The 10,190-nt window shown below is 66.1% G+C and carries 13 protein-coding genes; 7 read left to right on the top strand and 6 right to left on the bottom strand.

Annotated features, from left to right (window positions below):
* Positions 1 to 154: 154 nt before the first annotated feature.
* Both AKL29_RS29625 and AKL29_RS29620 read right to left on the bottom strand, forming a co-directional pair.
* A complete protein-coding gene (locus tag AKL29_RS29625) occupies positions 155 to 2,236 on the bottom strand; it encodes a methyl-accepting chemotaxis protein (RefSeq protein ID WP_050386600.1) in 2,082 nt (693 codons plus the stop codon).
* A gap of 165 nt (positions 2,237 to 2,401) precedes the next feature.
* Positions 2,402 to 2,653, bottom strand: coding sequence for a hypothetical protein (locus AKL29_RS29620; protein ID WP_050386599.1), 252 nt, complete (start codon positions 2,651 to 2,653; stop codon positions 2,402 to 2,404).
* Positions 2,654 to 2,849: 196 nt separating this feature from the next.
* Here AKL29_RS29620 and AKL29_RS29615 point away from each other — a divergent pair, with 196 nt between their 5' ends.
* Together AKL29_RS29615 and AKL29_RS29610 are read left to right on the top strand one after the other, a co-directional pair.
* Positions 2,850 to 3,440 (top strand): NADPH-dependent FMN reductase, encoded by a 591-nt coding sequence (locus AKL29_RS29615; protein WP_050386598.1) that lies wholly within the window; start codon positions 2,850 to 2,852, stop codon positions 3,438 to 3,440.
* Between the two features lie 34 nt (positions 3,441 to 3,474).
* Positions 3,475 to 4,257, top strand: coding sequence for an SDR family NAD(P)-dependent oxidoreductase (locus tag AKL29_RS29610; RefSeq protein WP_050386597.1), 783 nt, complete (start codon positions 3,475 to 3,477; stop codon positions 4,255 to 4,257).
* Positions 4,258 to 4,342: 85 nt separating this feature from the next.
* Here the strand turns inward: AKL29_RS29610 and AKL29_RS29605 are convergent, their stop codons facing one another.
* Positions 4,343 to 4,726, bottom strand: a complete 384-nt coding sequence (locus AKL29_RS29605; protein WP_050386596.1) for a hypothetical protein — start codon at positions 4,724 to 4,726, stop codon at positions 4,343 to 4,345.
* A gap of 175 nt (positions 4,727 to 4,901) precedes the next feature.
* Here AKL29_RS29605 and AKL29_RS29600 point away from each other — a divergent pair, with 175 nt between their 5' ends.
* Positions 4,902 to 5,531, top strand: a complete 630-nt coding sequence (locus AKL29_RS29600; protein WP_155262278.1) for a L,D-transpeptidase — start codon at positions 4,902 to 4,904, stop codon at positions 5,529 to 5,531.
* Positions 5,532 to 5,607: 76 nt separating this feature from the next.
* Here AKL29_RS29600 and AKL29_RS43025 read toward each other — a convergent pair whose 3' ends face one another.
* The gene (locus AKL29_RS43025; protein WP_050386595.1) at positions 5,608 to 6,702 is read right to left on the bottom strand and encodes a hypothetical protein; all 1,095 of its coding nucleotides are present in this window, start codon (positions 6,700 to 6,702) and stop codon (positions 5,608 to 5,610) included.
* A 379-nt stretch (positions 6,703 to 7,081) separates the two neighbouring features.
* On the opposite strand from AKL29_RS43025, the gene AKL29_RS29590 reads away from it, so the two are divergent.
* The 3 genes from AKL29_RS29590 (at position 7,082) to AKL29_RS29585 (ending at position 8,528) form a co-directional block, all read left to right on the top strand.
* A complete protein-coding gene (locus AKL29_RS29590; protein WP_152977824.1) occupies positions 7,082 to 7,663 on the top strand; it encodes a septal ring lytic transglycosylase RlpA family protein in 582 nt (193 codons plus the stop codon).
* Positions 7,664 to 8,045: 382 nt separating this feature from the next.
* Positions 8,046 to 8,216, top strand: a complete 171-nt coding sequence (locus tag AKL29_RS43020) for a hypothetical protein (RefSeq protein ID WP_160321804.1) — start codon at positions 8,046 to 8,048, stop codon at positions 8,214 to 8,216.
* 105 nt (positions 8,217 to 8,321) lie between these two features.
* Positions 8,322 to 8,528, top strand: a complete 207-nt coding sequence (locus tag AKL29_RS29585; RefSeq protein ID WP_028332295.1) for a hypothetical protein — start codon at positions 8,322 to 8,324, stop codon at positions 8,526 to 8,528.
* Here the strand turns inward: AKL29_RS29585 and AKL29_RS29580 are convergent.
* On the bottom strand, positions 8,525 to 9,253 hold the full coding sequence (locus AKL29_RS29580; protein WP_028332294.1) for a class I SAM-dependent methyltransferase: 729 nt from the start codon (positions 9,251 to 9,253) through the stop codon (positions 8,525 to 8,527). The two genes, AKL29_RS29585 and AKL29_RS29580, sit on opposite strands and share 4 nt — an antisense overlap.
* 128 nt (positions 9,254 to 9,381) lie before the next feature.
* Here AKL29_RS29580 and AKL29_RS29575 point away from each other — a divergent pair, with 128 nt between their 5' ends.
* The gene (locus AKL29_RS29575; RefSeq protein WP_028332293.1) at positions 9,382 to 9,567 is read left to right on the top strand and encodes a hypothetical protein; all 186 of its coding nucleotides are present in this window, start codon (positions 9,382 to 9,384) and stop codon (positions 9,565 to 9,567) included.
* An 85-nt stretch (positions 9,568 to 9,652) separates the two neighbouring features.
* Here AKL29_RS29575 and AKL29_RS29570 read toward each other — a convergent pair whose 3' ends face one another.
* Positions 9,653 to 9,889: a hypothetical protein gene (locus AKL29_RS29570; RefSeq protein WP_016840755.1), complete on the bottom strand. Its 237-nt coding sequence runs from the start codon at positions 9,887 to 9,889 to the stop codon at positions 9,653 to 9,655.
* Positions 9,890 to 10,190: the final 301 nt, after the last annotated feature.

Genomic DNA, 10,190 nt, shown 5'->3' with positions numbered 1-10,190 from the left:
ATTTTGCGCTGAAGCGACGAAGCAATCCATGCTGCCACTTGCGGTGCGATGGGTTGCTTCGCGGAGCCTGTCATCGGGCGCGCGTTCGCGCGACCCGTTGGCTCGCAGTGACGGGGAGAACCTTTCCGCTCCTGTGATCGCGGCGTGCTCTCGATTACGCCGCCCGCACGTCGGACAGGAAGCGGTTGACCTGGCCGGCGAGGTCCTTGGACTGCGTCGAGAGCTGTTCGGCCGCGCCTAGAACCTGGTTCGCGGCGCCGCCGGTGTCGTCGGCGGCGCGCTGCACGCCGGAGATGTTGGAATTGACCTCCTGGGTACCGCGCGCGGCTTCCTGAACGCTGCGCGAGATCTCCTTGGTCGCCGAGCCCTGTTCCTCGATCGCTGCGGCGATCGCGGTGCCGATCTGGTCGATCTCGGTGATGACGTCGATGACGCTGCGGATCGCCGTCACGGTCTCGTCGCTCGCGGTCTGGATCGCGGTGATCTGTTCGGAGATCTCCGTGGTTGCCTTCGCGGTCTGGCCGGCTAGCGACTTCACCTCGGACGCGACCACGGCAAAGCCGCGGCCGGCCTCGCCGGCGCGCGCCGCCTCGATGGTGGCGTTGAGCGCGAGCAGATTGGTCTGTGCCGCGATGCTCTGGATCAGCGTCACGACGTCGCCGATCTTCTGCGCGCCCTCGGCCAGCGAGCGCGCGGTGTCGCCGGTGCGCTGGGCATGGTCGACCGCGCGCGCGGCGATCTCGGTCGAGGTCGCGACCTGGCGGGCGATCTCCGAGATCGAGGAGGTCAGCTCCTCGGTGGCGCTCGCCACCGTCTGCACGTTGGTCGAGGTCTGATCGGACGCCGCGGCGACAACGGCGGCCTGGCGATTGGTGGCGGCGGCGGTGGCCGACATCGATTGCGCCGTGTCCTCCATCACCGAGGATGCCGCGGACAACCCGCCGACCAGCTCGGTGACCTTGGCTTCGAAGGCGCGGGTCAGGTCGTCGAGCACGCGGGCGCGGCGCATCTTGACGTCGTTCTCGGCTTCCTTCTCGGCAGCGAGGCGATCGGCTTCGATCTTGTTGTCCTTGAACACCTGCACGGCGGCGGCCATCGCGCCGATCTCGTCCTTGCGCGCGGCGCCCGGGATCGTCTCGGCAACTTCGCCCGCGGCAAGGCGCGACATTCGGCCGGTGAGGGCCGCGATCGGGTTAAGGATGCGGCGGCGGACCATGACGATCAGGCCGGCGCTGACGGCAACGACCGCGAGCAGTTCGATCAGCGCCACCACGAAGCTGAAGCGCGCCGACGAATAGGCGCCCGCAAGGCCTTGCTCGGCATTCTCGTAGAATGCGTCGCGCACGGTGATGATGGAGGCGAGGCCGATCTGGGATTCAGCGTAATAGGTCTCGACGTCCTGCTCATACTTGCCAGAGATCGCGCCTTCCTTGGCGAGCTTCAGCGCCTTGCCGAAACGCTCGACGTAGTCGGCCTGCATCTTGCCCAGCGCCGTCAGGACATTGGCTGATGTCGCCGGATTGTTGCGCAACTCCTGCAGCGTCGAGAGGATCTGCTCGGTGCGGCCGGTGCTGCGGAACAGCTCCAGCTTTTCCTGTTCGGTCGCGACACGCTTGGCGCCGACCAGCGCCTTGTGCAGGCTGGCATTGAGGCCGCCGGTGTCGCGCAGCGTCCAGGCGACATTGGCATAGCTGGCCTGGCGGTAGGCGTTGCCGTCAAGGCCGGCGAGGCGGCGCACCTGCTCGTCGAGCAGCACGGTGACGCCAGCGTTGAAGACGGAGTTGTCAGCGACGATCTTGGTTGCGGCCGGACGGCGGGCGTCGACCGGACCTGCGATCGCCTTCTCGATCGCGTCGCGGAGCGCGGCGAACTTGGCCTTCAGCGCATCGATCGCGCTCGCAACCGTTTCGCCGTCGTCGAGCGAGCCGGGCAGCGTGGCGCGGACCTGATTGACCTTGGCGAGCGCGCTGTCGGTCAGCTTGCGCAGCTTGTCGAGATCGGCGATCTGCTTCTGGTCGATCGCGCCGGTGCCGAACAAGAGGTTGGTGGACATGCCGCGCTCGGAGTTCATGTAGCGCGGGATGTCGCCGACGGCGCGGACGATTTCGAGCCGGTTCTGCGCGGTCGAGACCTTGTCCATGGTCTGGTACTTGGTCACCGCGACATAGGCCGCCAGTCCGCCGCCGACCGCGGACAATGAGACGATCGCGGCCGTCAGGAGAGTACCGATTTTCATGGGATGCGCGCCATTCTTGACGAGAGAGGGGAGGCCTCAACCGTAGCGGGCGTGCATTAAGCTTGGGTTTATGATGCGGGAGCCGCCGCAACGGTCCCGGCCGTTTGGTCCGAAAGTCGAAGGCGCCGCGTCGCCCGGCCGCGCGTGGCGGCAGGGCGTGACACGTCAGTGCTCGTCGTCGTCAGCGCCCTTGGCCGCGGGGCGGTGTTGGGTGGCGCCGTTCGAGCCCGCTTCGCCGCAGGGGAGCTGGTTCCAGGTGCCATCGGCGGCCTGCTGATAAGCCTGGCAGCCGGACGAAGTGGTGGTGGTGGATTTTTCGTCGGCCTTCTGCCGCTCGGTGCTCTTGCCCAGCGCAGGCGTGGCAACGGCAGCGATGGCTGCGAGCGAGCCTGCGAAGACCAGCTTTGTGATCTGCATGTCGGTTCCTCCTTCTCGAAGCGAAAACATATCCAGAAAACAAATCTGGCGATTTTTGGCCACGGCGAAGGGCCTGCGACGAATTGCTTAATGCCGGCGGAAAGAGCTGGAATGCCGGTTAACACTCGTGCGCGGCGGCTCGTCGCGCGCCGCACCGCAGGACGCTGTTGCCGCACCGTGCTAGGATCGGCTTGTCATGACCCACCGCATACTCGTGTTCTACGGCTCCTATCGCTCGGATCGCATGGGCATCCGGCTGGCACACTTCATCGTCGACGGCCTTCGTGCGCGCGGCGACGATGTCGAGTTGATCGATGCCAAGGCGGTCGGCCTGCCGATGCTCGACCGGATGTACAAGGAACATCCCAAGGGGCAGGCGCCGGCCGTGCTCGAAACGCTCGCCGGAAAAATCCGCGACGCCGACGGCTTCTTGTTCATCACCGGCGAATACAATTGGGGCATCCAGCCCGGGTTGAAGAACCTGACCGACCATTTCCTCGAGGAATGGTTCTGGCGTCCCGCGGCGATCGCAAGCTATTCGGCCGGACGGTTCGCCGGCGTGCGCGCCGCGACCGCCTGGCACGGTACGCTGTCCGAGATGGGCATGGTGGTGGTGTCGAGCACGATCGGTGCGGGACCGATCGCGCAGACGCTGTCGGCCGAGGGCAAGCCGATCGGCGAGGCCGGCAAGGCGCTCGAACGCGCCTTTCCGCGTTTTGCCGACGATTTTTCCTGGTGGATCGAAGCCGCAAAGGCACAGCGCGCGCGCAAGGCGCCGCCCTACTGAGCGCAGGTCTGCCAATTCCGGGAGTTTCGCGATCATGAGCCTCTTCACATCGCCGTTCGATCCCGCGCGCGAGACAGCCCTGGTGACCGGCGCGGGCAACGGCATCGGCCGCGCCATTGCGCAGGCCCTGGTCGGCGAAGGTGTGCGGACGGTGTTTGCCGATCTGTATGAGGACAAGGTTCTGGCGGCGATCAAGGCCGCGCCGCGTCCCGAACTCGCGGTCGCGTGGGCCGGCGATCTCGCGCAGCGCGCGGCGTGCGACGCCCTGCTGGCGCATGCGCAAGCCACAGTCGGACAGGTGACCCATTTCGTCCACAGCGCTTCGCCGCCGCGCCGCGAAGCCGATCATGCGATGGCCGTCGACGAAGAGACCTGGGGGCAAATGCATGCGGTCAATCTCGAGGCCGGCTTTCATATGTCGCGCGAACTGGCGCGTAAGCTGATCGCAGCGAAGACGCCGGGGTCGTTCCTGCTGCTCACCTCGCTCCATGCCGGCACGCCGCGCAACCTGCCGCATTACTCGACCGCGAAGGCCGGCATGGCGATGCTGGTGAAGGAGCTTGCCAAGAGCTGGGGCCGCTATGGCATCCGCGTCAATGCGCTGGTGCCCGGCGCGATCACGGCCGGCGGCTTCGTCGCCGATCCAGCGCTGGCAAAGCACATTCCGCTCGGGCGGCTTGGCCAGGCGGACGATCTCGCGCCGATGGCGCTTGCCGTGCTCTCGCACAAGCTCTCCGGTTACGTCACCGGGGCGTCGATCATAGTCGACGGCGGCCTGTCGCTGACCAACTGGTTCGCGCCGCCGGAGCTCGATTGAGGATTCTTGTCTGACGCGTTTTCTTCACGCGAACCGGTGCCCATCCCGCATCAAGTGCGGGACAGGCTTCGCTCGAAAACGCTTTCTATTCCTTCGTCCTGATGTAACCCGCAAGCCGCGTCTTCTGGTCCTGGCACCAGGTGGTCATGCTGCCGGCGCGGCGCTGATCGAGGTCGATGGTCTGGGTTGCGATCGCGACTTCCGTCATCAGGTCGTCGGCCTGCTTCTCGCCCATCTTGCCGCCCGTATGCATGAAGGCGATCGCCTTGCGCACCTTCTCGGTGGTGCCGTCGGGCAGATGCATGTCCTGCGCCCGCTGCACGAGGTCCTGATAGACCAGATCGGTGCCGGGGCACTCGACCTTGGCGGCGAAGGCCTGCAGCACCATCGTGACATAGGCCGCGCGCGGATCGGCATGGGCAGGGGTTGCTGCGACAATCAGGCCGCCGATCAGCAGAGCGTAGCGCATGAATTTCCTCCGGAGGTTTTGGACGTTTTTTGTGAGGCTAGCGTCCAAGGGAACCGAGTGCAACCGCCGGGACACACTCACGGAAAGAACCGATCAAACAGACGTGTTCCAACCTGCGCTGCCACGATTTCAGCACGATTTCGGCAGCATGTGGCACAAGTTGACGCAGGGGAGAATGATCGTGTCAAAGTTGGGGCTTGCTGCGGTGCTGGTGGGGTCGCTTGCGCTTGGCGGCTGCATGCAGGCGACGCTGTCGCCGGCGACGGATGTCGCGATGACGCCGCGTGATCGGCAGTTGCTGGCGCATCCGCCCTATGCGGACGCCAAGATCCCGCAGCAGTTCCAGCGGCACATTGTCGAGTACACCCGTCGGGAGCAGCCGGGTTCGATCCTGGTCGATACCGACGCGCGCTACCTCTATTACGTGCTGCCCGGCGGCAAGGCGATCCGTTACGGCGTCGCCGTCGGCGAGGAGGCGATGGCTTTCTCCGGCGTCGCCACGGTCGGCCGCCTGGCCGAATGGCCGGATTGGGTTCCGACCCAGGATATCCAGGAGCGGCTCGGGCCGTATCCGAAGCGTGTCGCCGGTGGACCGGCCAATCCGCTCGGCGCCCGGGGCATCTACCTCTACCAGGGCAACAAGGACACGCTGTATCGCATCCACGGCACCAACCAGCCCGAATATATCGGGCAGGCGATCTCGTCGGGCTGCATTCGCATGACCAATGGCGACGTGATCGATCTTTATCAGCGGGTCAAGCCGGGCGCGACCGTGGTCGTGCTGCCGCCGGGACAGAGCGCTTAATTCGAATACGAAGCGTTATCGCGGCCGATCGCGTCATCGCGATCGGCCGCACGCTTTTTTACCGGTCGGTCAGGCTTCAGCGCAGCGGCATCGGCGGCCGAACCACCGGGCCGCCATCATCCGCGTCAACAACCGAGGACTGCTGCTGCACCGGCCGCGGTGCCGCAACCGCCTGCGGGGCGGCGGGAGCCGGCAGCGGCGCTGCTGACGCGGGCGGCGGAGGCGGCGGGATATAGGCCTGCGCCGGCCGGCGGACCGGCGGCGGCGCAACGGCGGCATGCGGCGCTGCCTGTGGCGTGACCGCGGCGCGCGGGCGCGGCGGAGCGACCGGCCGCGGCTCGACGGCCCTGGTCTCGGTCGTCTTCGCGACCCGCTGTGCCAACTGATCCTGGCTGGCCTTGAGCTGGTCGATGCTGGTCTTCAGTTGCTCGATCTGCTGTCCCATCGACGCGAGATCGCGCGCCATCGATTGCAGCAACTGCGTCTGGTCAGGTGTGGCTGCGGCTGGTGCCGCCGCGGCAGCGGGCGCAACCGGCGCTGCTGCAGCAGCCGGAGCCGCGGCAGGGGCGGGCGCCGGCGCGGCTGTGGCAGGCACGGCCGTGGCGACGTCCTGTGGCGGAGTGGCCGGTGCGGCTTCAGCTGCCGCCTGATCGGTGGTCGCCGCCTGTGCTGGCGGCGCACTCGCCTGATCCGAGGCGGAGGCTGCCTTGCCCGGGATCAGCGAAGTCAGTGCAGCGATCTGAGGCGCCCACTCGGCAGCCATCTGCCTGGCGCGATCGCCGTAGTGCTGCCACGCCGCGGTGCCCATGGCGCCGGCGATCGCGAAGCAGAACCAGAAAGCGCGGATCGCCCATTTGCTGGTGGGGCGCGGCGCGCGGTCCAATCTGATGTCGTCAAGTCGGCCGTTATGGCTTGGCGCGCTATAGGCCGGCTCGGCCGGCGGCTCCGGCGCCACTGACATTGGCGTGACCGGCGGCACCGAGGCGACGGCCGCGGCGGATGCGACCGGGGGCGCGGACGAAGGCGCGAGGCTCGGGCCGAAATAGGGCTCGCGCTGCCCCGGCGCTGCCCTTCCGGCAGGCGCAACGGGGTTGTCCGGACGTACCGGAGCGAAGCTGGGTTCGATCGCGAAAATATCGTGTGGATCTGCGTCTTTCAGTGTCGATTGCATGGCGGTCCCCGTTTCATTCCAAGGTCAACCGCAAATGGGCGGCCGGCAAATTTACGCTCTGTATTGACCCCTGACCCTGTCCCCACGACTCCAGTCCGGTTTGACCAAAGCAAGGCGAGAGGGTGGAGAGGTTGGGGAGTTTCGGGAACCCAGGCCGGGGACGAAGCGCACGAGCGTCCACGGCCTCTCGCGCAGCGCCCCGTACTGCATTCCGGATGAAAGCTCCCTGGGTTGTGTGGCGTATCCACCACACCCGAGGGCAAATCGCATCGCGTCCGGCAGGTCCGACCGTGCTCCGCCACCGTTCCGCCCCGATTGGATTCGGCTGATAGGCCGTTGGATTTTCGGCTTGGGCTGGGGCGCAAGTTGGGGGTGCAACATGTCACGCGACGATGCAGTCAACTCGTACGTCGGCGTCAGATGCAGCGCGCATGGTGCTGCGGCCTCGATCCTGTTTGCGCATGCCCAAAAGCCGCTCAGGCTGCTTGCTGTGATGATCGGCGCGGCGTCGCTCGCGGCGTGCGCGCAGTCCTCCGTTGTCAGCCAGCGCTCGCAGGCGCTCGCGAGCCGGCCGCCATCGATCGAGCCGTCGCGGGCTGCGTCTTCCGCCACGCGCACACGCATCGCCACGGCGCGCAGGCATACGCCTTATGCCTCGCGCAGGACCGGCGACAGCAAGATCGCCTCGCATGGCGTTGCGAGCTTCTACAGCGAGGAGCAGCCGACCGCGAGCGGCGAGAAGTTCGACGGGCGCGAGTTGACGGCCGCGCATCCGACATTGCCGTTCGGCACCAGGCTTCGCGTTACCGACGTCAAGAGCGGCCGTTCGGTCACGGTGCGCGTCAATGACCGCGGACCCTACGTTCCCGGGCGCATCGTCGACGTCTCGCATTCTGCGGCGCAATCGCTCGGCATGATCGGCAAGGGCATCACGAATGTCAGGCTCGACGTCGTGCAGTGAACGGCGTGCTGCAAGCCGGGCTCGGGATTTTTGCCGGCGCAATCGGGAAAAAGTCCCGGCGTTGGGCGCGCTTTAATCCTGTTGCCCGAACGATGGCGGCAAATAGAATTGTTGCCGCTACTTCCCCGCGCTCTCCATTTCCAGGCGCGTGGATTTCTACCCAATGAACCTTCCCCGCCTTGGTGTCCCTCCAGGGCGGGGTTTTTCTTGTGGCCGCCATGGGCGCCGCATGCGTTGACAGGGCAAGCCGGCGCCATAACTTCCGTCCTGCTCTGGAGGGCGGCGATGCCAAACAACAATCAAGAAACTGACGGCTTCGCATTGGGGCGGCCGTCACGGCGCGGGGCATTGCAGCTCTTCCTGGGCGGCGCCGCGGTCATGCTTGCAGCTTGTTGCCGGTCATCGTCGTGGTGCCCTCGCGCGGCGCGTCGAGGCCGACCTCGATCCGGTGCGTGCCTCTGCCGTCCTGGGACCGCAGATGCGATTCGCGCGCAGCGTCAACGTCAACTCATTGGCGCTGGATATGCCGACCTTGATGGGAAAGCTCGCATAGGCGCGTCCGCGGATTGCGCGCTGCCGCATCTTGCGCCGGCGGTTCCACCAAATTGTCACACTCCCAGCGAAATCCGGCCCAAAGCCGCTGCCAACAAATCGCCGGATGGACCACGTCGGCGAGGGACAAGCGTTGGCCTACAAGATGATCGCAGAACGCGAGAACGAAACGGTCAGGATCGAGCGCGAGAGCACCTTCATCATCATCGCCAAGGCCAAGGTCTGGGCGAGCGAAGGGTGGCAGGTGGTAATCACCGACAAGGACGGGAAATCATACCCGCCCGAGGAGTTCGACAAGCTGCTCGCGGCCTAGCGTTGCGCTGACACCAGCAGCATCATCGGGCGTTCGAGCTCGTCGGCCAGTTCGGGCATCGCCTTGATCTGCTCGCGCGTCGGGGAGAATTCCTCGACATGGCGCAGCGTGAAGCCGGCGCCGATCAACGCGTTGAGCGTGGTGCCGATGGTGCGGTGATATTTCAGCACGCCCTTCACATACCAGTCGGTCCGGCGGTCGCCTTCGATGAAATAGCGGTTGACCGGCCAGGTCTTGCGGCCGTCTTCGTCCTGCCCCCAGTCCGGATGGGCCGCCGCCATGTAGACCGGATGCTCGATGGTGAAGACCAGATGCCCCTCCGGGACAAGAGCGCGATACAGCATGCGCGCCAGGCGATCGAAATCCCTGATGTAGTGGAAGGCGAGGACGGAGTAGGCGAGATCGAATGTCGATTTCGGCAGCTCCAGCGTCTCGAGGTCGGCGATCTCGTAGGTGATCGCCGCATCCTGTGTCATGGCCGCGGCGCGGGCGATCATGTTCTGCGAGAGGTCGACGCCGAGCACGTCGGATGCGCCCTGCTCGCGCATCCAGCGCGACACCCAACCGAAGCCGCAGCCGAGATCGACCACGCGCTTGCCCGCGACATCGGGCAGCATGGCGCGGATCGCCGGCCATTCGGGCGCACCGAGCAGTCCGCGGACCTGCCGCGGCAGCTGGCTGTAGCCGGCGAAGAAGCCGGGATCGTCATAGATGTTCTGCGCCATGGCTCTCTCTGTAACCGCCGCCGCGCCGCGTGGGAACGGCTGATTGTGGCGCGCCCGGCGTGCTGCTGGAACCAGATGCGGCGCTCAGTGGTTTCTGATGTCAGCAGTCGACAGCCGAGGAGAGCGCCATGTTAGCCGAGATGCAAATCCACACCATCGCGCGGCAGATGCTGTTGAAGCACGGTCCGGAGGCGATCGCCCAGGCCGCGCAGAACGCCGTGGCCTGCGAGAGCAAGGGCGAAACCGACGACGCGCGCGACTGGCGCCATATCGAGGACGCGATGAAGATGATGCGCGGACCGCACCAGAGCTGACGGCGGGCAGGGCAGACGACCCCGCCGTCGCGCAACAACACTGGGACCGCGCGAGCGCGATCGCCGCAGCCCTAACCGACGGACGCTAGCCCGCCCTGCGCCACCGCGGCACGGGATCGAGCGGCGTCCGATAGAGTTCGCGCCGGTCGATGTCGGTGACGCGCACGGCGCAGCCGCGCGCCTTCAGCTCCGGCTTGACCTGCGACAGCTCGTTGGCGAGCTGGTCGGCGCGGTCGGAGGCGAGGCTGATGTCTTCGAGGATGATGGTTCCTTGATTGCGGAACTCGTCCCCCACCACGAGATCAAAGGTGTAGTACGGCATTCCGAAGTCTCCGTTTCGGTTTGCATCACAGGGTAACACTGAGTCGAGCATTCCCTAAGATGCGTGGCGCACAATCGGCGTGCGATCGGCGCAAAAACGATGTGCAGCGCATCAAGCACGACGAAGCCACACCGCACGGCGAAGGAGTCCTTTGAACCAGCTCACCGCCATGCCGTTAAGATTTGATTAAAACAGTCGTCGCAAGCTCGAGACCAAGTGGAATCGCAGCGGAACCGGACTCCGGGAACCGGCAGCTGCAGGAGAAGGCCGGTGGCGTAACGCCCGCCGGCCTTTTCTCGTC

Origin of the sequence: Bradyrhizobium pachyrhizi (assembly GCF_001189245.1) — a bacterium.
GTDB classification, from domain to species: Bacteria; Pseudomonadota; Alphaproteobacteria; order Rhizobiales; family Xanthobacteraceae; genus Bradyrhizobium; species Bradyrhizobium pachyrhizi.
Note: the sequence above shows the minus strand (reverse complement) of the source record. Positions and strands in the feature narration are given on the sequence as shown.

Coding starts and splice junctions, on each gene's coding strand:
- AKL29_RS29625 (WP_050386600.1), bottom strand. CDS start 2,236: ATGAAAATCGGTACTCTCCTGACGGCCGCGATCGTCTCATTGTCCGCG.
- AKL29_RS29620 (WP_050386599.1), bottom strand. CDS start 2,653: ATGCAGATCACAAAGCTGGTCTTCGCAGGCTCGCTCGCAGCCATCGCT.
- AKL29_RS29615 (WP_050386598.1), top strand. CDS start 2,850: ATGACCCACCGCATACTCGTGTTCTACGGCTCCTATCGCTCGGATCGC.
- AKL29_RS29610 (WP_050386597.1), top strand. CDS start 3,475: ATGAGCCTCTTCACATCGCCGTTCGATCCCGCGCGCGAGACAGCCCTG.
- AKL29_RS29605 (WP_050386596.1), bottom strand. CDS start 4,726: ATGCGCTACGCTCTGCTGATCGGCGGCCTGATTGTCGCAGCAACCCCT.
- AKL29_RS29600 (WP_155262278.1), top strand. CDS start 4,902: ATGATCGTGTCAAAGTTGGGGCTTGCTGCGGTGCTGGTGGGGTCGCTT.
- AKL29_RS43025 (WP_050386595.1), bottom strand. CDS start 6,702: ATGCAATCGACACTGAAAGACGCAGATCCACACGATATTTTCGCGATC.
- AKL29_RS29590 (WP_152977824.1), top strand. CDS start 7,082: ATGTCACGCGACGATGCAGTCAACTCGTACGTCGGCGTCAGATGCAGC.
- AKL29_RS29585 (WP_028332295.1), top strand. CDS start 8,322: ATGGACCACGTCGGCGAGGGACAAGCGTTGGCCTACAAGATGATCGCA.
- AKL29_RS29580 (WP_028332294.1), bottom strand. CDS start 9,253: ATGGCGCAGAACATCTATGACGATCCCGGCTTCTTCGCCGGCTACAGC.
- AKL29_RS29575 (WP_028332293.1), top strand. CDS start 9,382: ATGTTAGCCGAGATGCAAATCCACACCATCGCGCGGCAGATGCTGTTG.
- AKL29_RS29570 (WP_016840755.1), bottom strand. CDS start 9,889: ATGCCGTACTACACCTTTGATCTCGTGGTGGGGGACGAGTTCCGCAAT.